Below are 23478 nucleotides of genomic sequence, written 5' to 3'. Positions count from 1 at the left end.
TAAACTAATACAATAATTTCATTGGTAAAGGCATTGACTACATTTACCAGCATTATTTATTTTCTAACTGCTTACCCTTTTCAACACTCTCCCTCAACACCTGTTGAAAACGCTCATAATCACAAAAGCCCTTTTCATCTTTTTCACAGCCTTTGAGGGTTAATGCTGTTTGGTTTGGTGGTGTTGCTAAACTTAATGGCGTGATGTTAATCAGTTGTTCAGTGCTTTGATACACATAATCCAACTTAAATTTGAGCTTGCCACTTGGTTTGTGCTTCCACACTTCAAATAGTAACTTGCCACCGATTGGGATATTTTCCAATGAATCATTCAATTCATAAGGCTCAACACCTAGTGCTGCAAGCAGAGCGACGATATTAGAATCGTGTCCAACTAATAAGCTAATTTTGTTCTCACTATTTAGCTGTTGCTGAATAAATGCCAATAACGGATATGAGGCATTTTGCGCCAACGCTTCGTTGTTTTTAAATAAAGTGCGGTAATATTCGTTTTTAATTTCGTTAATTGCACGCCATTTTTCTTGGCTATCTACGCGGCCGTTTGCGATTTCTGAATCAGGCTTACCCACATAATGTGCAAGCAATAACGCACTGACAATTTTCTTTCCTGTGCTGATAGAACCCGTAATTTTGACCGACTTGCCGTCTTTAATACTGTATTCACCGACTTTTCCACCTAAATCACATTCGCCTTTTTGTAAGCAGTTTGGTGAGTTTTTGTAATCGATAATTTCACTCAATAGCGCATAATTTGGCGCTAATTTTTGCTGTAAAGCGGTTAAATCAACGTTATTTTTTGCAGATTCAATCAAGGCTTTACTTGGATTATGCGCCTGCGTGTTAAAAATTGGATCTTTTTCTGAACCAATTTTACCGTGATGTTGCAGTTGAACATTACAGCCCGCAAATGCACCAGAAACAATCGCCTGACCTGTTGCAATTGTGCGTTGCACTCCATTGGCATAAGCGAAAATACCTTCGCCTGATGCACAACGTTCTGTTGTTAATAATCCTTTATCTGCAAGCCATTGACCTAAATACTGCCCGAAATAAGTTTCTAGCACCGTCCCTTTTGCCGTGAGATAGCCAGATGGTACATTCCATTTTGCCCATTCATAAGGGGAATATTTCGCCATTTCTTGCGGATCTTTTTCCACTGGTGAACGCAATCCGTGTCGGCTGAAAATCAATACTTTCTCTAATTCATAATCAGCACTTGAGGAATTTAGGCTATTTTCTGTTGCTAACACACTAGTTGCTAAAGCAGAGCCGAGCAAAAGTGCGGTAAATTTTAGGGTTATTTTTTTCATATTTGAGACTTAATCATTTAATGCTGAATTGAGCTATAAAAATTCAATGCATATTTGGTGCCGTAAACTAACACCATAAATACCGCAACAATATTGACTACCGCAAAAAAGATTAACTGTTTACTGTTGCTTTCCAGCCAGAGCATTTTAAATAATGCGAGCGTACCAATATTTTCATCAAGTTCGCTCTCTCCACTCAGTGTTCTTAAGGTTTTCAGCATCTTACGTACAAAAAAGACGGTATTAATTGCCATTACACTAAGTGCAATAAATCCGGAAGCGAGGCATAAAAATAGCACAAGCAGATTACCCCACTCCCAATGCCGCCAATCCAGTTCAGAAAACATAAATAATGCCAGTGATAAAAATAACACTGCTGGCGTTAAGTTACGTAAAAACATTAAATAATCATCGCCAATTTTAAATAAAAATTGCCAAAACCCGACTTTCTTCATTACTTTAAAAAATCTCTTTTAATTTGGATTCATCCAAAATAACACGGTCGTCATCTAACAATAACGCCGGAAAGCCCGCATAGCCTTGTGCTTTTGCATCATCAAATGCGGCGTGACGATCACGCAAGCGTAACCATTGTTTCAAATTCGGGATGGAAGATAGTACTTCCACTGACTCATAATCCACGCCCAAGCGTTTTAACTCAGCCACAAATGGCGCAGTATCAGGGCAATCTGCCGCATAATAAAGAATGGGTTTACTCATTTTGCTCTCCTAAAGTGCGGTTAAATTTCACCGCACTTTTGTGAATTACCTTTAAATGTTATTTTTTACAACCTGGGAAACCTAAGGCTTCACGGCTTGCATAATAGGCCTCTGCCACACTTTTGGTTAAGGCACGAATGCGTAAAATATAGCGTTGGCGTTCGGTTACCGAAATCGCTTTGCGTGCATCTAACAAGTTGAAGCTGTGTGCCGCTTTTAAAATACGCTCATAAGCAGGCAATGGTAATGGTTTTTCTAAGGCTAATAACTCTTGTGCTTCTTTTTCGTATTGATCGAAGCAGTAGAATAAGAAATCTGTGTTTGCGTGTTCAAAGTTATAGGTTGATTGCTCAACTTCATTTTGATGGAAAACATCGCCATAAGTGGTTTTGCCAAGCGGGCCATCAGACCAAACTAAGTCATACACAGAATCTACGCCTTGAATGTACATTGCCAAACGCTCTAAACCGTAAGTCACTTCGCCCGTGACAGGTTTACATTCTAAGCCACCCACTTGTTGGAAATAAGTAAATTGAGTCACTTCCATCCCGTTTAACCATACTTCCCAGCCTAAGCCCCAAGCACCTAAGGTTGGGTTTTCCCAGTTATCTTCCACGAAACGAATATCGTTTTGTGTCGGATCGAAACCGAGCATTTCAAGTGAACCTAAATAGAGTTCTTGAATGTTATCTGGAGACGGTTTAATCACCACTTGGAATTGATAGTAATGTTGTAAACGGTTTGGGTTTTCGCCATAACGACCATCGGTTGGACGACGTGAAGGTTGCACATAAGCAAATGCCATTGGCTCTGGGCCTAATGCGCGCAATGCGGTCATTGGGTGAGAAGTACCTGCGCCCACTTCCATATCAAACGGCTGAACAATGGTGCAGCCTTGGTTTGCCCAATATTCTTGCAGGGCTAAAATCATACCTTGGAATGTTTTTACGTTAAATTTTGTGCTCATAATCGTTGATCTAATGTGATTAAAAATGCCCGCATTATACTTGAAAGCGCAAGACGGATAAAGGCGAAAAAGTGCGGTTAAAAAACGAATTTTTTTACAAAATGAACAGAATTTGTAAAGGAAATGAAAATTCTCAACTAGGAAATGAATTTCTATTGTGTCAAAATAGCGCACTTTTTAAAAAGAGGAACCAACTTAATGAAAACTAACTTAATTACTACCGCACTTTTATTGAGTGCATCGGCTTTTGTACAAGCTGAAACCAAAACCGAGCTTGAACCGATCAATGTGTATTCAGCATCCGCCACCCCTATCAGCCTTCACCAAACAGCGTCGTCTGTTACCGTATTAACAGAAAAAGATTTTGCAGAGCGTAATGCGACTTATGTGAGTGATGTGTTGAAGACTGTGCCGGGAGTAACGATGATGGCTTATGGCGGTCGTGGTACATTAACCAATTTCTCTGTTCGTGGCTCTGAAACTAATCACACTGCTGTGATTATTGATGGAGTAAAAGTAAACCCTGCAACAGGCTATGGCTATGACTTCGGTGGTTTATCATTGAGCAACATTGAACGCATTGAAGTACTACGTGGCGAACAATCTGCTCTGTGGGGTAGTGATGCAATGGGCGGTGTAATTTATATCACTACCAAAAGTGGCTTATACAAGGATAAACCATTCAATGTTGATTTCGATTTTGGCACTGGATCTCATCGCACCCGCGATGCTTCAGTTACTGTTTCAGGACAAAATAACGGTTTCTATTATGCTGTTCACGGCGACAGTCATCGTACTCATGGCATTTCAGCGATTAGCTCACACACTTTCCATTACACCGCAGAAAATGGTACACAATTTACGACAGGTGGAGCTGTTGAGAAAGATAAATTCCACCGCGATAATACTTCTGTTCGTTTAGGCTACGATATTGGCGATAAAGGCGTAGAAGTATTAGCTTCTCATTCTTCACAAACAGGGCATTATGATAATTCTTCATTTAGTAATGGTCGTTTGGTTGAAATTAACCCAACTTCAGACAGCTATACTCGCATGCGTGAAACCGTATTCAAACTCAGCAGTTATGTCGGTAGCGATGATGAACTATTCAAAAATAAAGTTAGCGTGAGCCATGTTAAAACAGATAGCGATACCACAGAAAGTGGAAATGATAGCTACTATGATGGTAAAAAACTTAACGCAAATTATCAATTAGATGTAAATTTTGATCGTGAAGGTGATGTAAAACAAGCCTTTAGCTTCTTAAGCGAATATCAAAATACGCACTATGATGCCCAATCCTCTTTTGCTACTTTCCAAAATAAAAAATTAACAGAGAAAAGTGCAGCAGCAGAATATCGCCTTTTTACTAAAGATGATCATAGCCTTTCTGTTAGTGGACGTTACAACAGCAGCTCGCAATATGAAAATGCATGGACAGGACGTATTTCAGGAGCTTATCGCTTATCTCCAAACTTTAAAGCGCATGCAAGTTTAGGGACTGCTATTCAAAACCCAACTATGACTGAATTTTATGGCTGGAGTGGTAAATTTATCGGAAATCCTGACTTAAAACCTGAACGCAGCCGTGGTGGAGATGTTGGTTTATTGATTGAAACTAACGATAAAGTACACAGCCTTGATATTACTTACTTTGGACGTAACGTAGATCGTTTAATTACCACAGAAACAATAGGCGTATGGCCAAATTCTGTTTCTCGTTCAATTAACTCTGATGGTATTACCAAAATTAAAGGCGTAGAAGTAGCATATAACGGAAAACTTACCGAAAAATTGACCGCTTACACTAACTACACCTATATGCGTGCAAAAGATAGCAATGGTGTTGAAGTAAAATATCGTCCGAAACATACTGCCAATGCAGGTGTGGCATATCAAATTACCGAACAATGGAGTACTGATGCAAATGTTTCTTATGTGGGCAAACGTATCGGAACTTATCCTCTTCGCACCCAAATGCCCTCTTACACTTTAGCGAATATTGGCGTGAATTATAAAGTTATCCCGAACTTGACGATTTATGCAAACCTCAACAATTTATTCGACAAAAAATATGAAAACTACCTTGGCTACGGCCAAGAAGGACGTAATGTTTACGTTGGATTGAAAGGATCGTTCTAATTATTATCCACCTATAAGGGCGTGCTTAGCACGCCTTTTTACATTATTAACGGCGTAGCGTATTATTATTATCTATATGCAAAAAACTCGTTTAATTTTAACCGCACTTTTCTTGCCCTTGACTTCGCATGCGTCGGAGCAATTTGTCTCGCTTACGCTTTGTAGCGATCGTCTTTTGTCGGAAATTGCACGTCCTGAGCAAATTGCCGCACAATCTCCTTATTCTAAAAATCCCTTGATGATGTTGGATAAACTCAATGTGGATAAACCAACCCTTGAGCCACAACTCACTGCATTATTGCCCTATCTCGATAAAACGTTTCTGATCAATGAAACCTTTTATCCACAACTTGTAGCAGATTTAAAAAAACTCGGGGCAAAAATTGAACCAATTAATGACACGCCACAAACGGCAGAACAATTATTTGGGCTAATATTGCACTTGGGCAAACTCACGGGTAACGAAACCCATGCGAAATCTTTAATCGATAAACTTAAATTACAAGATTCTCGCCTCAATCTATCACTCACTGACACATTAATACTTTCAGATACAGGCATTGTAGAAACTTATACGCCACAGTATCCTACTTTACTTAACTTGCTAGGCTTAACCCCGCTAAAAACACCACTTACGGCACAAAATTTTTCTCTTGAAAAAGTGTTACGAGCCGAACCCAACGTGTTGATTGAAATCAGCGACCAACAAAGTTATAACGAGCAAGCGGAATTGCTTAAACATCCGCTTTTGCAAAATCTTTTTAAAAATCGACCGCACTTTCGTATTCCAATGAAATATACTTATTGCTTTGATCACGGCGTGTGGCAAGGGGCAGAGAAGATTTATCAACAATTAAAATGATATTTGGATTACATAGGAAATTGATCATTGACCAAAACATTAAAATTAAATACCGCACTTTTCTTCGCGTTGCTGTTGATTAGCGGCTTTGCAATTTATCATCAGCTCGGCGATTTTGCTCATCTCAAAAATGCCGATGGTGTGCTCACGGATATGCGCTCGCTCGTATTGCTTGATATTCGCCTACCGCGCCTCGGATTAGCCATTTTAACTGGTGCAAGCCTTGCTTTAGCAGGCAATGCAATGCAGGGGATATTTCAAAATCCACTGGCAAGCCCTGGATTATTGGGCAGTAGTGCCGGCGCCACCACCATCAGTGTCTTTTTGCTCTATTATTTTTCCGTGCCCTTAAGTCTGTTGCTTATTGGCGGTGTGGCTGGTGCGTTATCTAGTTTTTTATTGGTTTATTTAATCGCTAAAAATCATGGTACAACAGCGATGATCTTAAGTGGTTTAGCCGTCAATATGTTGCTCTCTGCTGCTGTTGCATTACTACTTTCGAACGCAGAAAACCCGTGGGCGTTAGCTGAACTCTACCGCTGGCTACAAGGCTCTCTTGTGTGGGCAAAACTTGACACGCTACTCATTTCATTTCCAATCGTATTATTGGGATTGTTCTGTTTATATCGTGAACGCCGCTATATTGACTTGCTCACCTTCGGTGAAGAAACTGCGAGTACAATGGGCGTGAATCCTAAACGTAGCTTTTTCATCACGACCTTTGGCGTAGCATTATTAGTGGGTGCAACGATTCCGCAAACAGGCACTATCGGTTTTGTTGGCTTAATCGCACCGCACTTTGCTCGTCTCTTGCTAAAAAAACGCCCATCACAACTTTACATCACCAGTGCATTACTTGGCGCATTATTGCTACTTATTGCGGATCTTTGCGTGCAATATATTCCAATCTTTTCACATATTTATATTGGTACGCTCATCGCAATCATTGGCGCACCTTGCTTAATTTGGATTTTAATTACGGAGCAACGCAAGTTGGCAAGATAATGATTAGAATCGAAAACCTTTCTCAGCCTTATGGCTTAAACAACATCAGCTGCACGCTTCCTAAAGGAAAACTGATCGGCATTATGGGCGCAAATGGTGCGGGTAAATCAACTTTGCTCAAAACGATTGCAGGAATTTTACCTATTACAAAAGGTGAAATTTATTTTGGGAATAGCCCGTTAAGCAAAATGAGTACAACGGAAAAAAGCCTGCAACTCGCTTATCTGTCTCAAGATACCAATATCCATTGGGATTTATCGGTTTATGATGTGATTGCTCTCGGCTTAAATTCCCCCTTATCATCGGCAAAAGAGCGGTCAAAAATCACGGAGATTTCACAAAAATTTTCGATAGAACATTTGCTTAATAAATCCTTTCAAAAACTATCAGGCGGAGAAAAAGCACGAGTGCAACTCGCTCGTTGTTGTATCAAAAATGCGCCACTATTGCTTGCCGATGAACCAATCGCACCACTCGATCCCTATTATCAAATAGACATGATAGAACAATTAAAATCGCTCACGCCCCAGCATACTTGCGTTGTAGCGATCCATCATTTATCCCTTGCATACAAATACTGTGATGAAGTGATTTTGCTCAACAAGGGGAAAATCATTGCGACAGGCAAAACACAAGCGGTGCTAAATTCAGCGAATCTTGCAAAAGCCTTTGATATAAGCGTGAAATTTGATGTAGAAAGAAGAGAGATTTATGGAATAGAGAAATTGGAAACCTAATTCCAATTTCTCATTTTTCTGAAAGTAAAAAATTATTTTCGATAAAAATCAACCGCCCTTACAAATCAACCAAGGAACTTGCTTGCCTTGTTGATTCTTGTAGTAAATTGAGCTTTGAGATCGCGCGATTAAGTCCACATAACTTCCTTGAATCGGATCATACGAACGATAAACCACTTCAAATTTTGTACCGCGCGCATTCAGTGTCAGCGTATATGAATGATCAAAAGGCACCGCCTTGCCATTATCTAACTGGAAATAAAACCCGAAGTTATCTTTCATACGGCTTTCACGCGACAGAGGGAAATAAGTCGTCAAATGAGAAATCCCCCCAGTCTCTTTATTATTACAACGATAATGATATGGCTTGTAATTAACAGAATTATTTAACTCAGTTTGGCTAATATTATTCTTTAAAAATCGAGATTTAACCGTCTTCTTCGGCTGATGTGTTGTAGTACAAGCAAATAAACTCACAAGAGCTCCCACAAACAGCGCCATCTTTAATTTATTCATAAATACAAAATTCCGAGAAATAAGAAAGCGCGTATGATAGCGGAAATTGGGGATTGTGCAAGGGATTGGAATGAGACTAAAAAAACCGCAATAAAAACTGGAAATGTAATTCCAAATACATACAAAAAAATAAAATATGGAAATTAACTCCCAAAGATTGTACACTTTTTTACAAATATGAAATTAACTTCCAATTAGTAAAACTATGATCTCTCGTGAAAATTATTTACAACAACTGATTCAATTTAAAGATACCGATTTTATTAAAGTCATCTCTGGTGTTCGTCGTTCCGGTAAATCGGTGTTACTCATGCAATACCGTGATTACCTTCAACAACAAGGAGTTTCCCCTGAAAATATTCTTTACCTCAATTTTGAATCTTTTGAATATCAATGGGTGAAAGACGCTCAAGACTTCCAACAGCTTATTCAAGAAAAAATGCCGTCTTCTCAAGAGAAAACTTACTTTCTGATTGATGAAATTCAGTTTGTGGAAGGTTGGCAAAAAATTGTCAATGCGCTTCGCGTGAGTTTTAACACCGATATCGTGATTACAGGTTCCAATGCCAATTTGCTTTCCGGTGAGCTTGCGACGCTGTTAAGCGGTCGATATGTGGAAATTAAAATTTACCCACTTTCTTTTAAAGAATTTTTACGTTCCAAAAATGTAGATAGTCAGTCAAGATTGGTGGATAAACTCTATTCGGAATACGAAAAATATGGTGGTTTCCCCAGTGTCGCCATTGCTGATGAACCTTTAAAAGAAACGATTTTATCCGGCATTTTTGATTCCATTGTGCTGAATGACATTGCTCATCGAGCCGGCGTGAAAGACACGCATATTCTTAAAAGCGTGATTCTTTTTTTGGCGGATAACGTAGGGCAGTTGGTGAATCCAAGCAAAATTAGCAACACGCTCACGTCCGAACGTGTTCCCACCTCAAACCATACGATCAGCAAATATCTTGATTTGTTAGAAAATGCCTTTCTTTTTTATAAAGCAAAACAATATGATATTCGCGGAAAAGGCTATTTAAAAACCAATGCGAAATATTTTATTGTGGATAACGGTTTAAGACGACACGCTATCGGCAAAAAAGGGACGAATTATGCCAATCGCTTAGAAAATATTGTTTTTATTGAATTGCTAAGACGGGGTTATAGCGTTGATGTGGGTAAACTCGACAGCAAAGAAATTGATTTTATCGCCCGAAAAGCCGATGAAATTTTATATGTACAAGTTGCCTTTGAAATCCCTGAAAATACCCACGAAACAGATAATCTTTTGCATATTAAAGATAACTATAAAAAGATCTTAATTACGGGAAAATATTACGAACAAAAAGAGATTGATGGGATTGAAGTTATTTATGTGGTGGATTGGTTGATTGGGGCTAGAGGGTAACAAGTTACCCTCGGTTACGCATAGTCCAACCCCGTTGGGGTTGTGTGGTTTGAAATACCCCAAAGGGGTATGGTTATGCTTAACCGTGGGTATACTTACCCACGGATTAAGGTATTATGCTGACATGTGTTTTTCCAACTTAAGTCTTTGAAATAAAATGCAGTTAGTTTGATAAAATTTAATTATTTGATAAGTTTAATATCATTGATACAGCTAAGTAAAAACTTTGGTTCTGTGATAATAAAGTAATAAGAACCAGCAGCTACCAATAATGCTACAAACATACCAATCAAGTTACTTTGCGTTTTTGAAGCTATTGAATAGCTAAGAAACTTATATGTATAGATTAGATTCATAACCAATAAAACCACACTTAATATCGAAGAAATAAGGAAGTATATAGAATAAACTTTCCATTCTCTTACCATTTCCCAATACTCTGAAAAGCTTTTATTCTGAGCATACTTAGATAGAGCATGAAATTTTTCCATTGAAAACAATTCTTTTGCGTAGAGAAAAGATATCAATCCTATCAAGAATATCAAAATAAGGTTGAAAAAATCTTTTTTGTCAAAATCTCCAATTTTAAAAAGGTTATAGACTGATATCAGATTTAACAATAAAAATACATGAAGATATAGAATGGTCTTCGAAATGCAATCAGCATATTTAAATAGGTAATAATTAATTGCTGCTATTATTATGATGGCGGCAACACCAACGCCAGCAATTGAACTTATTTCATTATTGTTTTTGGGAGTGTTATTGTAATAATTGTTAGTTGTATTATTACTATTATTTTGATTTCCAATACCTATTTGAGTAACATTGTTTGCATTGCCCGAAGTATTGCCTTTACCTATTTGTGCTCTAATTTGATGCCCCATGAGTTTTCTCCATTAGTTTAAGTTTAGTTAATAAAAATATTGATAAATATTACTTCATCGCCACACCCAACCATTTCATCATCTCCCTCTCATCCCAACCTTTACGTTTGGCATAATCTTGAGCTTGGTCTTCATCAATGCGACCTAAAGTGAAATAGTTACTTGCGGGGTGGGTGAAGTACCAGCCGCAGACAGAAGCTGCCGGCCACATGGCGTAGCTTTCGGTGAGCTTCATGCCGATGCGTTGTTCCACTTCTAATAAATCCCAAATCAAAGCTTTTTCCGTATGTTCTGGGCAGCTTGGATAACCTGGCGCCGGACGGATGCCGACATAGTTTTCATTGATTAAACCTTGATTGTCGAATTCTTCTTGCGTGTAGCCCCAAATACGGGTGCGTAGCTCAAAGTGCAGGTATTCCGCCATGGCTTCAGCGAGGCGGTCGCCCACGGCTTGTAGCAAGATGGCATTGTAGTCATCGCCTGCCGCTTTATAGCCTTCCACCAAATCCATTTCTTCAATACCGGCACACACGGCGAACATGCCGAACCAGTCTTTTTTACCGCTTTCGCGATCGGCAATAAAGTCGCTTAAGCAGAAGTTAAATGGACTTTTACTGTTTTTACCACGTTCCGTTTGTTGGCGTAAGCCGTAAGCGGTACCAATTGGTTGTGTGTGTTCTTCATCAGAGAAAAGCACCACATCATCGCCCACACGTTCTGCAGGGAAAATACCTAAAATACCGCTTGGGTTGAGTTTGTGGTTTTGTTCTAATTCATCTAAAACGACTTGTGCATCGTTCCACACTTTGCGTGCTTCTTCGCCGCCTTCTGGATAATCAAAGGCATCAGGGTAGCCGCCCATCAATCCCCAAATACGGAAGAATGGTGACCAGTCGATGAATTTGCGTAATTCAGCAATCGGCACGTTTTTAAATTCCACAATGCCGGTTTGGTTTGGTGTTGGTGGCACGTAATCTGCCCATTCTCCACTAAAGCCATCAAAGCGGTTCGCTCGTGCTTCTTCAATGCTAAGTTGTTTACGCAACGGTTTGCGGTTGGCAAAAGATTGTTGGATTTTCTCGTAATCCTTTTTGAACTGTTCCCACAATGCTGCACGCCCTTCTGGGTTCATTAAGGTGGCACATACTGTTACCGCACGGGAAGCGTTAGAGGTATAGAACACGCCATGTTGTTTGTATTTTGGATAAAGTTTAATGGCTGTATGTTCTTTGGACGTGGTAGCACCGCCGATCAATACAGGCAAGTTCAAACCTAAACGCGTCATTTCTCCGAGGAAGTATTCCATTTCGTCTAGGGATGGCGTAATCAAACCGCTCAAGCCGATAATATCCGCTTTTTCATCAATGGCGGTTTGAATGATTTTGTCCGCTGGTACCATCACGCCTAAGTCAATGACTTCAAAGTTATTACATTGCAACACCACGCTCACAATATTTTTGCCGATATCGTGCACGTCACCTTTTACGGTAGCGATCACCACTTTACCGTTGCTTGAGCCTTTTTGTTTGGTGGCGTTAATAAATGGCTCTAAATACGCCACGGATTGTTTCATCACCCGCGCGGATTTCACTACTTGCGGCAGGAACATTTTGCCGTCGCCGAACAAATCACCCACCACGTCCATGCCTGCCATCAGCGGACCTTCAATCACTTCCAGTGGCGTTGGTAATTTTTGGCGCGCTTCTTCGGTGTCTTCGATAATGTGCGTGGTAATGCCTTTCACGAGGGCGTGTTTCAAGCGCTCTTCCACCGGCCACGTACGCCATTCGGCCACAGAATCCACCGCACTTTCATCGTTGCCTTGGTTGCGATATTTTTCCGCAATATCCAGTAAACGTTCGGTGCCATCCGGTGTACGGTTTAAGACGGCGTCTTCAATTACATTGCGTAATTCCGGATCCAGATCATCGTAAATCGCGAGCTGTCCTGAGTTCACGATTCCCATGTCCATGCCTTGTTTAATGGCATGATAGAGGAATACGGCGTGAATGGCTTCACGCATCACGTTGTTGCCGCGGAAGGAGAAGGACACGTTTGACACCCCGCCCGAAATTTTCGCATGCGGTAAAGAGCGTTTAATGCGGCCGGTGGCGTTAATGAAATCCACACCGTAGTTGTTGTGCTCTTCAATCCCCGTACCGATAGCGAAAATATTCGGGTCAAAAATAATGTCTTCTGGCGGGAAGCCTACTTGGTTGACTAAGATGTTATAGGCACGGGTACAGATTTCCACTTTACGCTCTTCGGTATCAGCCTGCCCCACTTCATCAAATGCCATCACCACAACGGCCGCACCGTATTTATGCACCAATTTAGCCTGATGAATAAATTTTTCCTCGCCCTCTTTCAAAGAGATGGAGTTCACAATTGGTTTGCCTTGCACCGATTGCAAGCCCGCCTCAATCACTTCCCATTTGGAGGAGTCGATCATCACCGGCACTTTAGCTGCATCCGGTTCTGTTGCCATAATGTTGAGGAAACGGGTCATGCATTTTTTGCCGTCGAGCAAGGCTTCATCCATGTTCACGTCGATGACTTGTGCGCCGTTTTCTACTTGATCGATAGCAATTTCAATGGCTTCTGCAAATTTGTCTTCTTTAATTAAGCGTTTGAATTTTGCCGAACCTGTCACATTATTACGCTCGCCCACGTTCACAAACAGGCTTTCATCATCAATATTGAGTGGTTCTAAACCGGACAAACGCATCGCGGTTTTGATTTGTGGTAATTTGCGTGGTGGGATATTTTCTACCGCTTCAGCAAAGGCTTTAATATGTTCCGGTGTGGTGCCGCAACAACCGCCGATAATGTTCACAAAACCACTTTCTGCCCACTCTTTTAAGTGAGCAGCCATCTCTTCTGCCCCTAAATCATAACCACCAAAAGCATTCGGCAAACCTGCATTCGGATGCACAGAAACATAGGTTTCACTGATTTTTGAAAGCTGTTCTACATATTGGCGTAATTCTTTTGGACCTAAAGCACAGTTCAAACCGAAAGTGAGTGGTTTTGCATGACGGAGGGAGTTATAGAAAGCCTCAGTAGTTTGCCCAGAAAGGGTACGCCCTGAAGCATCGGTAATGGTACCAGAAATCATGATTGGCAATTCTACGCCTAATTCTTCGAATACACTTTCAATGGCGAAAACGGCCGCTTTAGCGTTAAGCGTGTCGAAAATGGTTTCGATCATAATTAAATCCGCGCAACCTTCGATTAAGCCTTTTGTTGCTTGGGCATAAGCATCCACCAACTCCATAAAAGTCACATTACGGAAACCTGGGTCGTTTACATCGGGTGAAATGGAGGCTGTACGGTTTGTTGGCCCTAACACGCCCGCGACAAAGCGAGGTTTTTCTGGCGTACTATATTTATCTGCAGCCAAACGCGCTAATTTTGCGCCAACAAAATTGAGTTCATAAGCGATAGATTGCAAGTCGTAATCCGCTTGAGCAATCGTAGTTGAACTAAAAGTATTGGTTTCAATAATATCTGCACCCGCTGCCAAATATTTCTCATGAATAGCGGAAATTAGCAGTGGCTGAGTCAATGTCAATAAATCATTATTACCGCGTAAATCGACCGCACTTTCCTTAAACTTCTCACCTCTAAAATCGGCTTCTGTCAGTTTATATTTTTGGATCATCGTCCCCATTGCACCGTCTAAAATGAGAATGCGATTTTCTAGAGCTTGTTTAAGTTGAGCGGTTTTATTCACCATAATTATTTTGTTCCGTAAATCTTAATAATAACTAGGGAATAATAGGTGTAAGGGCTAGGGGTGTCAAATGTTAGAAGGAAAGTGCGGTTGGAAAATAAAATATTTTTTATATAAGAAAAATAAAAAGTTTATGCAAAACGGTTGAATTATTGCTCAAAAATCCGTTAGCATAGTGGCGTATTAGTTTATCTAATATGTTAAGTTTAACTATTATTAACTAGAGGATCTCTTCATGAAGAAACTTATCGCAGTTGCGGTGCTTTCTGCGTGTGGCTCGTTAGCTCATGCAAACACCAATATTCCAAACTACAATACAGACGCCCATCTTTACGAATTCACGCAAATCTACGATTTAGTTGCACCAAAAGGCTCGCAAGGACAAACCAATTTATGGGTTCCATTGCCATTTAATGGAGAATACCAACAAGTGAAATCGATTCACTTTGAAGGTAATTACATGAATGCCTATGTAACAGAAAACAATAAATACGGTGCGAAAACCTTATTTGCAACTTGGGATAAAAATGCACAAAAACGTGATTTAAAAGTCACTATGGTCATTGAAACAAAAGACCGTGAACCGATGGTGAAAGGTGCTTTAGAGAATTATACTCCGCCAAAAGATATTCAGTATTCCGTGGATGTACAAGAATACTTAAAAGCGACTCCACATATTAAAACTGATGGCATAGTGAAAGAATTTGCTGACAAAATCGTAGGTAAAGAAACTAATCCATTAAAAAAAGCAGAACTTATTCACCATTGGATCGTAAAAAATATGGAACGTGATAATTCTGTATTAGGTTGTGGCGACGGCGATGTAGAAAAAATTCTTACCACTGGCGTATTAAAAGGTAAATGTACCGATATTAACTCTGTATTTGTGGCGCTTGCTCGTGCGGCAGGCATCCCAGCTCGTGAAATTTTTGGTATTCGCTTAGGGGCGGCAGAGAAAATGGGCAAATATTCAAAAGGTGCCTTCGGTAGTGCGAATGAACAAGGCATCGCAAACGTAAGTGGTGGCCAACACTGCCGTGCTGAATTCTACCTTGCAGGGTTTGGTTGGGTACCAGTTGATTCCGCAGATGTTGCCAAAATGCGTTTAGCAGAGAAAAAATCTGTTGAAGATAAAGATACACAAGCCGTAGCAAAATATTTGTTTGGTAACTGGGAAGCAAACTGGGTTGGATTCAATCATGCCCGTGACTTCGATTTATATCCACAACCAGAACTGGCTCCAATCAATAACTTCGGCTATCCGTATGCTGAAGTGGGTGGTGATCCGTTAAATTCCTTTGATCCAAAAGAATTTAAATATGACTACGTCTCTAAAAAGCTCTAATAAATCCTTTTGGGTTGCCATAGCCACCGCACTTAGCGCCGCGGTGGCATCAACTTTGTGCTGTATTGCGCCATTAATCTATTTAGTATTTGGCGTGTCTTCCACTTGGTTGATTGGCTTAGGCGAATATAATTATTTGCGTATTCCGATGCTTATCGTTTCATTATGCGCCTTTGCCTATGGGTTTTGGCTGTTGATGTTTTCCAAAAAAATCATTTGTAGCAAATATATTTCCCGTAAAAAACTTGTCGTACTTTATTGGATTGTATTTATTGTGATGATTTTTTTCTTAACCTATCCAACAATTTTGCCTTGGATTTTAGAATTAGCTAATTAGGAATAAAAATGAAGAAATTATGTACCGTACTTTTGCTTTCACTGTTTGCCATTTCTTTCGCTCATGCGAATGAAACCAAACAAATTGTGCTAAAAGTAAAAGAAATGAATTGCCAGCTTTGCGCCTACTTAGTCAATAAAGAACTGCGTAATATTGATGGCGTTATTTCAACAAAAGCATCCATTAAAGATGGTTTAGTGACGGTTGTTGAAGATCCTAAAGTCACAAACCAACAATTATTCGATGCGATTCACAAACTGAAATATACTGCTGAAGTCGTGAATTAAACGTTAAATATCTAGCAAAAAAGTGCGGTGAAAATTGATCTGACCCCAAAAAGTTAGACTGTTATTTAAAGGATTGTTTTCGGTATTGTATCGGACTCAGTCCTTTTAATTTTAGTTGAATCCGTCGGTGGTTATAGTAATCCAAATAATCCCTGACGGCATCAACTATCTCCTCTCTACTGTTAAATTCCCGACCATAAAAACATTCCGTTTTTAATCGCCCAAAGAAACTTTCCATCGCGGCATTGTCCAAGCAATTCCCTTTTCTTGACATACTTTGAATGATGCCATGTTCAGCCAAGATTCGACGATAAGCTACCATTTGATATTGCCATCCCTGGTCTGAATGTAAAATGACACCACAAGCTTTGTTTAATCCTTTGACAGCTTGCATTAACATGTCCTCTACTTGTGCCCAGTTTGGGGAATAGCTGAGATTATAGGAGACTATCTCATTGTTAAATAAGTCTAAAATTGGGGATAAATAGACTTTACTTCCATCTTTCGCCTTAAACTCGGTGATATCAGTTACCCATTTTTGTTTCGGGGCCGTTGCACTAAAATCACGTTCAAGATGATTCGGTGCAATCACCCCTATCGTGCCTCGATAGGTGGTAAATTTCTTGCTTTTTCTTGACCGCACTTGGAGCCCAAGTGCCTGCATTAAACGTTGGACTTTTTTATGATTCACGCCTGGCAAACAGGCATGAACACGTCGGTAGCCATAATCAGGATGATTGGCTTTGATGCGTTGAATGGCCTTTTTCAGAGGCTCATCCTTATCTAGTTTAATCTGAAGTTTAGCAAAAAACGTACTACGCGCTAACTGTGCAAAGCCTAAAAGCCATTTTAACGGATAGCGGGTTCTTAACCTTTGGATAATTTCTGTTGCTCGGCTTCGTCCTGAAGTCTGAGCCTTCTCAACTCCTTTAGGTAGGCTACCTCCGCTTCAAGCTGTAAAATTCTCAAACGTAAACGCTCTTCTTCAGTTTTGGGTGGCGGTGGCATTCTGGCATATTTGGGTTTCATCGGCGGTAGTCCTGATGGTTTGCGGGGAATCAGTCCTTTTATGCCACTTTTTTCAAACCGTTTCAACCATGTCCCGACTAAGGCGTTGGAAGGAATATTGTAAAAACGCGCGGCTTCTCTAATACTCATTTTTCGATTCAGAATAGGTTGAAGAACCTGTAATTTAAATTCGATTGTGTAGTGTCTACCCATAAAAAATCTGCACCTCAATTGTTGGTTTGTTTAGTCCAACTTTTGGGGTGCAGATCAAAATTCACCGCACTTTTCGTTTCGAACAATCGAATTATTTAATCACGCCACATGCCATACGTGGGCCGCCACCGCCAAGTGGAGCTGGATGATCGGAGTGATTATCACCACCAGCATGGATCATAATAGAGTGACCGCGAACATCATCTAAATGTTTAAGACGTGGTGCTAAAACAGGATTAGTTGCAGTGCCATCATGTAATACAGTTAATGCAGGTAAATCACCTAAGTGTGCATCATCTTGCCATGGGTAACCATGTTGTTTTGCGCCTTTAGGATCCCAGTGACCACCAGCGCCTAAACCAGCTGTCAATTTACCCTCTTTTTCTTTTGGCTCACAGCTTGGGTTTTCATGGATGTGGAAACCATGTAAACCTTCGCTTAATCCTTGTAAATTAGGGGTAAACACAAGACCATAGTTAGATTCAGTAATAGTCACAGTACCCACATCTTTGTTACCATTTACTGGATCAAGTTGTTGCACTTTCACTTCAATAGAAGCACCTTTTGGTGCCATATTGTGATCGTGATTATGCTCATGTGCTTGCGCAACACCAACTGAACATACCGCACTAACCGCTAGTGCTAATAAGGTTTTCATATTCATTGCAATCTCCTTTATTGCAGTAAAAACTCACGACTATTTTAGTCAATTTTGTTTTAAAAGCCGATAAGTTTTTACGAAAATTTTACATTATTTTAAACATCCACGTACAATCAATACGCCAACATTTCGAGCTTGCGCGACGGCTTTCGGTTTACTCAGTTTAATTTTTAATCCTTGAAGTTGATAACTTGACTCAAGCAAATCAGCCACTTCATAAGCTACTCGCTCAATCAACAAGAAAGGTTTACTTTCCACATAATCAATTATCACTTGGCTCACTTCAGCATAATTTAAACAATATTCAACATCATCCGTTTCTGCTGCTTGTTTACAATCCCACGCCATTTCCAAATCAAACTCAAGTTTTTGTTTAATTTGCTGTTCCCAATCATATACACCGATTTGTGCAAAAACAGTCAATTCTTCAATAAAAATACGATCCATAAGGTTTCCTCTAAAATTATTGTAGGCGTATGCTATCAACTTTGGGTAAAATAACGAACAGTTTTTCTTGCTGGAGTGTAAAATGAGCCTTTTCGCCCTTTTTTATATGCTTTTTGCCTATCTTTTAGGCTCAATTTCCAGTGCGATTTTAATTTGTCGCCTTACTGGATTGCCCGATCCACGTCAAAATGGCTCACACAACCCTGGTGCAACGAATGTATTACGTATTGGAAATCGTAAGTCTGCGTTGGCGGTGCTTATTTTTGATATGTTAAAAGGGATGATTCCTGTATGGGCAGGTTATTATTTAGGTTTAACCCAATTTGAATTAGGGATGGTCGCACTTGGTGCTTGTTTAGGGCATATTTTCCCCATTTTCTTCCAATTTAAAGGTGGCAAAGGTGTTGCAACTGCCTTTGGGGCAATCGCACCAATTTCTTGGACTGTTGCAGGTTCAATGTTTGGTACGTGGATCTTTGTTTTTCTTGTTAGTGGCTATTCTTCATTAAGTGCGGTTATTTCTGCTTTACTTGTGCCTTTTTATGTGTGGTGGTTTAAACCTGAATTTACTTTTCCCGTTGCCTTAGTCTGTTGTCTATTAATTTATCGTCATCACGATAACGTTCAACGTTTATGGCGCGGTCAAGAAGATAAAGTTTGGGCTAAATTTAAAAAGAAATAAAAAATTCACCGCACTTTTCTAAATTTCCACTGGAGTTTCCTGTGCATACTAAAAGTTCCGTTTCCACCCGTATTGCTAAATATTTATTTATCATTCTTATCGTTGCTGGTGTGATTAGCTCGCTAAGTTTGGCAATTATGAGCAGTAATAAATATGACGCAGAAGCCATTAATATTTCAGGTTCTTTGCGGATGCAAAGTTATCGCCTGCTCTATGAAATGCAAGAACAACCAGACAGTGTGGAAACGAACTTACGTCGTTATCATATAAGCCTTCATTCATCTGCTTTATTGGAAGTTCAAAATCAATTTTTCACACCGAATGTATTAAAACATTCCTATCAAAACATTTTGCAACGTTGGACGAACATGGAAAAATATGCCCGCCAACACGATGTAAAAAACTATAGTAATCAGCTCACTGACTATGTGGCAGATGTTGATTATTTTGTGTTTGAGCTACAACGTTTTAGTGAACAAAAATGGATTTTGGGCGTATCGGTACTTTTTTTCGCGATGTGGTTAATTTTACTCATGGTGTCTTATGTAATTTGGTACACACAGCGGGAAGTCGTAAAACCACTGCACTTAATGACGAAAGCCAGTATGCAAGTGCAAATGCGTCAATTCAATCACATTCCTCTAGATACAACGAAACAAAATGAACTCGGTACATTAGCGCGTATCTTCACACAAATGTCCACGGAGCTTGGGCAGCTTTATTCACGTTTGGAAGAAACAGTAAACGAAAAAACACAAAAGTTACGCCAAACCAACCGCTCTTTGACGACCCTTTATCAAAGTTCTCAAATTCTTAATGCCAACACAATCAATGATAAAGTATTAAGCCAAGTGCTCGATCACATTCTGGTCAGCGAGAATTTGAAATATATCAAAGTTGAAGTTATGGGTGCAGAGCATTGGGATATTGCTTTTGGTACTCAAGATTTAGACTGCTCGTTGCAAACTGAGACACTTTCTGTCGATAACGAAGAATTCGGCGTACTCTCTTGGCAAGCAGGATTGCCTTGTCCCGACCCGAGAATGATGCAAAACCTTGCTCAAATGCTTGGGCGAGCCCTTTATTTCCAAAAAAGTTTACGCCAACAAGAACAGCTCTTATTGATGGAAGAGCGGTCAATTATCGCACGAGAATTGCATGACTCGTTGGCTCAAGTGCTATCATTTTTACAGATCCAGCTTACATTACTTAAACATAACTTGAAAAAAGAAGGCGATTCATCCAAAGAACAAAGTTTGGTCATTATTCGTGATTTTGAACAGGCTCTTTCTAGTGGATATGCACAATTACGCGAGCTTTTAGCCACTTTCCGTTTAACTATACAAGAAGCCAATTTACAGCTTGCGCTAGAACAAGTGATTGATTCATTACGTTCACAAACAACGATGCAAATGAACGTTAATTGCCAATTGCCATCACAAAGTTTGAATCCACAACAACTGGTTCATGTGCTACAAATTGTACGCGAAGCCACCACCAATGCGATCAAACATTCTCAAGGCACAGCAATTGAAATTAGCGCCAAAATTAATGCAGAAGGCGAATACGAAATTTTAGTTGAAGATAATGGTATCGGAATTCAAGACCTTGAAGAGCCTGAAGGTCATTATGGGTTAAATATTATGACTGAACGTAGTCGTCAACTTAACGCAGAATTTAACATCATCCGTCGCGAACAAGGCGGTACACAGGTAAAAATCACGCTTCCACACGCATTATGTTGATTACGGTGGATATAATTATTCATAGCAACTGGTATAAAAGATAAATTTTTTATGCACCCTACAATGGTATTTTAAATGCAAAATTTACAACCTTTTCACACTTTCCATATTCATGCTAATGCTCGCGAAATTATCGAAGCGCATAGCATTGAACAACTACAACAAGCATGGGCTCATTCAAAAGCGGAAAATTTACCCGCACTTTTTCTAGGTCAAGGCAGTAATATACTATTTCTAGATGATTTTAATGGAGTGGTGATTTTAAATCGTTTAATGGGCATTACTCACCAGCAAGATTCTAATTTTCACTACCTGCATGTGAATGGCGGTGAAAATTGGCATGAATTGGTGGAATGGTCTATTAACAATGGTATTTATGGATTAGAAAATCTGGCTCTGATTCCTGGCTGTGCAGGCTCTGCGCCCATTCAAAATATCGGTGCTTATGGCGTTGAATTTAAAGATGTGTGCGATTATGTAGATGTGCTTAATTTAAATACAAATGAAACCTTCCGACTCGATGTAGAACAATGTGAATTTGGTTATCGTGAAAGTATTTTCAAACATCGTTATCAACAAGGTTATGTGATTACAGCGGTTGGATTAAACCTCACAAAAAATTGGCAGCCTATTCTAAAATATGGCTCGCTTGTAGAGTTCGATCCAAAAACAGTCACCGCTAAACAAATTTTTGATGAAGTCTGTCATATCCGTCAAAGCAAATTACCTAATCCAAATGAATTTGGTAATGCGGGGAGTTTCTTTAAAAATCCCGTTGTCAGTTCAGAACATTTTGAGGAAATCAAAAAACATCACGAAAATCTACCGCACTTTCCGCAAGCAGATGGCTCAGTGAAATTAGCGGCAGGCTGGCTGATTGATCAATGCAATCTTAAAGGTTTTCAAATTGGCGGCGCTGCCGTTCATGAAAAACAAGCATTAGTGTTAATTAACAAAAGCGGGGCGACAGGACAAGACGTAGTCAAACTCGCCCATCATGTTCGCCAAACTGTTGCAGAAAAATTTGGTGTATATTTACAGCCTGAAGTACGATTTATCGGCAAAACTGGCGAAGTAAATAGCGAACAAACTATCGCATAATTTATATAGATTAAGGAAATAAACCATGAGCTTTAAAGAAATTTTAGAAACCTTACCCACAATCGATCATTTAACCGGTTTAAATGTGATGGATGGTGAAACGATTATCCACAACATTCCAGCCATACCAGGTAAATTAGGATCAATGCGCCTTTATAATGCGTTAGCTGAAAAATTTAACGGGAAATTAAACCGCACTTCCGCACAACAAGGTGTTGAATGGTTTGCAGAACACGTCGAAGATGCAAAAGCGAATCCAGGCAAGCATCCGAATATTGATTTGCTATTTAAAGTGGTTGATGAAAATCTTAATTTAACCCTCATTCCACTTTGCTAATTAATCAGAATTATTTAGAATAATTGAACTTTTAATTGATAAAACCTGTCTTATTAACAAATTGGTTCAATAAGATAGCTTATTGTGCTATAACTAGGCTCATTGATTGGCAAAAGCCAAAATAAAGAAGGGAAACGATGGATAAAGAAACACAAATAATGTTAGTTCCTCAAGGCAGTATCGAAGGTTATATTCGTGCGGCAAATGAATATCCGATGCTGACCGCAGAGGAAGAAAAGGAATTGGCAGAACGTTTGTATTATCACGAGGATTTAGATGCAGCGAAAAAACTCATTTTGTCGCATCTTCGTTTCGTGATCCATGTTGCGCGTGGCTATTCTGGCTATGGTTTGCCTCAAGCTGACTTAATCCAAGAAGGCAATATCGGCTTAATGAAAGCTGTTAAACGTTTTAACCCTGAAGTTGGGGTACGTTTGGTGTCATTCGCCGTGCATTGGATTAAAGCAGAGATTCACGAATATGTTCTTCGTAACTGGCGTATCGTAAAAGTCGCAACCACGAAAGCTCAACGCAAATTATTTTTCAACCTACGCAAAACTAAACAACGTTTAGGTTGGTTTAATGAAAATGAAGTTGATATCGTGGCAAATGAATTGGGTGTTTCCAAAGAAGATGTGATCGAAATGGAATCGCGTATGAGCGGTGCAGATGTAGGTTTTGATTTACCCACTGATGATGCAGAAACAGAGACCTATTCTCCAGCCCTTTATTTGGAAGACAAAAGTTCTAATTTCGCAGCGGAGCTTGAAAATGAAAACTTTGAAAGTCAAGCAACCGAGCAATTAGGTGCAGCGCTACAAAGCCTAGATGCGCGTAGTCAGGATATTATCAAAGCTCGTTGGTTAGATGATAACAAAGCTACATTGCACGACTTAGCGGCAAAATATAATGTCTCTGCTGAACGTATTCGTCAATTAGAAACCAATGCACTGAAAAAATTAAAAAGTGCGGTGAGTTTTTAAATAATTTAGAAAAAGAAAACCTGCT

24 protein-coding genes are annotated in these 23478 nt (G+C 39.7%); 13 read left to right on the top strand and 11 right to left on the bottom strand.

Annotated elements, in window-relative coordinates; all coding sequences use genetic code 11:
* Positions 1 to 52: 52 nt before the first annotated feature.
* The 4 genes from DV415_RS01085 to glyQ are packed head-to-tail and all read right to left on the bottom strand — an operon-like array spanning position 53 to position 3017.
* Positions 53 to 1330 (bottom strand): histidine-type phosphatase, encoded by a 1278-nt coding sequence (locus DV415_RS01085; protein ID WP_118790520.1) that lies wholly within the window; start codon positions 1328 to 1330, stop codon positions 53 to 55.
* 17 nt (positions 1331 to 1347) lie between these two features.
* Positions 1348 to 1785 (bottom strand): hypothetical protein, encoded by a 438-nt coding sequence (locus tag DV415_RS01080; RefSeq protein WP_118781762.1) that lies wholly within the window; start codon positions 1783 to 1785, stop codon positions 1348 to 1350.
* Positions 1786 to 1789: 4 nt separating this feature from the next.
* Positions 1790 to 2050: a hypothetical protein gene (locus DV415_RS01075; protein ID WP_005628150.1), complete on the bottom strand. Its 261-nt coding sequence runs from the start codon at positions 2048 to 2050 to the stop codon at positions 1790 to 1792.
* A gap of 58 nt (positions 2051 to 2108) precedes the next feature.
* Positions 2109 to 3017: a glycine--tRNA ligase subunit alpha gene (gene glyQ, locus DV415_RS01070; RefSeq protein ID WP_118790519.1), complete on the bottom strand. Its 909-nt coding sequence runs from the start codon at positions 3015 to 3017 to the stop codon at positions 2109 to 2111.
* A gap of 198 nt (positions 3018 to 3215) precedes the next feature.
* Here glyQ and DV415_RS01065 point away from each other — a divergent pair, with 198 nt between their 5' ends.
* From DV415_RS01065 to DV415_RS01050, 4 genes are all read left to right on the top strand, one after another.
* Positions 3216 to 5159, top strand: a complete 1944-nt coding sequence (locus DV415_RS01065) for a TonB-dependent receptor plug domain-containing protein (RefSeq protein ID WP_118790518.1) — start codon at positions 3216 to 3218, stop codon at positions 5157 to 5159.
* A 76-nt stretch (positions 5160 to 5235) separates the two neighbouring features.
* Positions 5236 to 6021 (top strand): substrate-binding domain-containing protein, encoded by a 786-nt coding sequence (locus tag DV415_RS01060; protein WP_118790517.1) that lies wholly within the window; start codon positions 5236 to 5238, stop codon positions 6019 to 6021.
* A 27-nt stretch (positions 6022 to 6048) separates the two neighbouring features.
* Positions 6049 to 7026 (top strand): FecCD family ABC transporter permease, encoded by a 978-nt coding sequence (locus DV415_RS01055; protein ID WP_118790516.1) that lies wholly within the window; start codon positions 6049 to 6051, stop codon positions 7024 to 7026.
* Positions 7026 to 7763, top strand: a complete 738-nt coding sequence (locus DV415_RS01050) for an ABC transporter ATP-binding protein (protein ID WP_118790515.1) — start codon at positions 7026 to 7028, stop codon at positions 7761 to 7763. Before DV415_RS01055 ends, DV415_RS01050 begins: the two co-directional genes overlap by 1 nt.
* Before the next feature lie 48 nt (positions 7764 to 7811).
* Here the strand turns inward: DV415_RS01050 and DV415_RS01045 are convergent, their stop codons facing one another.
* The gene (locus tag DV415_RS01045; protein ID WP_118781757.1) at positions 7812 to 8279 is read right to left on the bottom strand and encodes a hypothetical protein; all 468 of its coding nucleotides are present in this window, start codon (positions 8277 to 8279) and stop codon (positions 7812 to 7814) included.
* A gap of 205 nt (positions 8280 to 8484) precedes the next feature.
* On the opposite strand from DV415_RS01045, the gene DV415_RS01040 reads away from it, so the two are divergent.
* Complete coding sequence (locus tag DV415_RS01040; RefSeq protein ID WP_192877451.1) at positions 8485 to 9684, top strand: ATP-binding protein; 1200 nt, start codon at positions 8485 to 8487, stop codon at positions 9682 to 9684.
* A 182-nt stretch (positions 9685 to 9866) separates the two neighbouring features.
* On the opposite strand, the gene DV415_RS01035 is transcribed toward DV415_RS01040, so the two are convergent.
* Both DV415_RS01035 and metH read right to left on the bottom strand, forming a co-directional pair.
* Complete coding sequence (locus tag DV415_RS01035) at positions 9867 to 10571, bottom strand: hypothetical protein (RefSeq protein WP_118781755.1); 705 nt, start codon at positions 10569 to 10571, stop codon at positions 9867 to 9869.
* A 49-nt stretch (positions 10572 to 10620) separates the two neighbouring features.
* Positions 10621 to 14310, bottom strand: a complete 3690-nt coding sequence (metH, locus tag DV415_RS01030; protein ID WP_192879062.1) for a methionine synthase — start codon at positions 14308 to 14310, stop codon at positions 10621 to 10623.
* Positions 14311 to 14542: 232 nt separating this feature from the next.
* On the opposite strand from metH, the gene DV415_RS01025 reads away from it, so the two are divergent.
* The 3 genes from DV415_RS01025 to DV415_RS01015 are packed head-to-tail and all read left to right on the top strand — an operon-like array spanning position 14543 to position 16276.
* A complete protein-coding gene (locus DV415_RS01025; RefSeq protein WP_118793739.1) occupies positions 14543 to 15652 on the top strand; it encodes a transglutaminase-like domain-containing protein in 1110 nt (369 codons plus the stop codon).
* Positions 15627 to 15989: a mercuric transporter MerT family protein gene (locus DV415_RS01020; protein ID WP_192877453.1), complete on the top strand. Its 363-nt coding sequence runs from the start codon at positions 15627 to 15629 to the stop codon at positions 15987 to 15989. Before DV415_RS01025 ends, DV415_RS01020 begins: the two co-directional genes overlap by 26 nt.
* An 8-nt stretch (positions 15990 to 15997) precedes the next feature.
* Positions 15998 to 16276 carry a heavy-metal-associated domain-containing protein gene (locus DV415_RS01015; protein WP_118781752.1) on the top strand — a complete coding sequence of 93 codons (279 nt, stop codon included), beginning with the start codon at positions 15998 to 16000 and terminating at the stop codon, positions 16274 to 16276.
* A gap of 61 nt (positions 16277 to 16337) precedes the next feature.
* Here DV415_RS01015 and DV415_RS01010 read toward each other — a convergent pair whose 3' ends face one another.
* The 4 genes from DV415_RS01010 to folB form a co-directional block, all read right to left on the bottom strand.
* Complete coding sequence (locus tag DV415_RS01010; RefSeq protein WP_239990898.1) at positions 16338 to 17156, bottom strand: IS3 family transposase; 819 nt, start codon at positions 17154 to 17156, stop codon at positions 16338 to 16340.
* Entirely contained in the window at positions 17144 to 17497 is a 354-nt protein-coding gene (locus DV415_RS01005) for a helix-turn-helix domain-containing protein (RefSeq protein ID WP_118794382.1), read from the bottom strand. Before DV415_RS01005 ends, DV415_RS01010 begins: the two co-directional genes overlap by 13 nt.
* Positions 17498 to 17588: 91 nt before the next feature.
* Positions 17589 to 18161, bottom strand: coding sequence for a superoxide dismutase family protein (gene sodC, locus DV415_RS01000; protein ID WP_005626862.1), 573 nt, complete (start codon positions 18159 to 18161; stop codon positions 17589 to 17591).
* Positions 18162 to 18248: 87 nt separating this feature from the next.
* Positions 18249 to 18605, bottom strand: coding sequence for a dihydroneopterin aldolase (gene folB, locus DV415_RS00995; RefSeq protein ID WP_118793741.1), 357 nt, complete (start codon positions 18603 to 18605; stop codon positions 18249 to 18251).
* A gap of 82 nt (positions 18606 to 18687) precedes the next feature.
* Here folB and plsY point away from each other — a divergent pair, with 82 nt between their 5' ends.
* From plsY to rpoH, 5 genes are all read left to right on the top strand, one after another.
* Positions 18688 to 19287 carry a glycerol-3-phosphate 1-O-acyltransferase PlsY gene (gene plsY / locus DV415_RS00990; protein ID WP_118793742.1) on the top strand — a complete coding sequence of 200 codons (600 nt, stop codon included), beginning with the start codon at positions 18688 to 18690 and terminating at the stop codon, positions 19285 to 19287.
* A gap of 41 nt (positions 19288 to 19328) precedes the next feature.
* A complete protein-coding gene (gene narQ, locus DV415_RS00985; RefSeq protein ID WP_118793743.1) occupies positions 19329 to 21032 on the top strand; it encodes a nitrate/nitrite two-component system sensor histidine kinase NarQ in 1704 nt (567 codons plus the stop codon).
* A 75-nt stretch (positions 21033 to 21107) separates the two neighbouring features.
* Positions 21108 to 22133 carry a UDP-N-acetylmuramate dehydrogenase gene (murB, locus tag DV415_RS00980; protein WP_118794381.1) on the top strand — a complete coding sequence of 342 codons (1026 nt, stop codon included), beginning with the start codon at positions 21108 to 21110 and terminating at the stop codon, positions 22131 to 22133.
* Positions 22134 to 22158: 25 nt separating this feature from the next.
* Positions 22159 to 22470 carry a DUF2322 family protein gene (locus tag DV415_RS00975; RefSeq protein ID WP_118794380.1) on the top strand — a complete coding sequence of 104 codons (312 nt, stop codon included), beginning with the start codon at positions 22159 to 22161 and terminating at the stop codon, positions 22468 to 22470.
* A gap of 137 nt (positions 22471 to 22607) precedes the next feature.
* Positions 22608 to 23453: an RNA polymerase sigma factor RpoH gene (gene rpoH, locus DV415_RS00970; protein WP_118794379.1), complete on the top strand. Its 846-nt coding sequence runs from the start codon at positions 22608 to 22610 to the stop codon at positions 23451 to 23453.
* The last annotated feature ends 25 nt before the right edge of the window (positions 23454 to 23478 follow it).

This window comes from Haemophilus haemolyticus (genome assembly GCF_003490595.1).
Lineage (GTDB): Bacteria > Pseudomonadota > Gammaproteobacteria > Enterobacterales > Pasteurellaceae > Haemophilus > Haemophilus haemolyticus_L.
The sequence above is the reverse complement of the archived record's forward strand: the minus strand, read 5'-3'. Positions and strand labels throughout refer to the sequence as shown.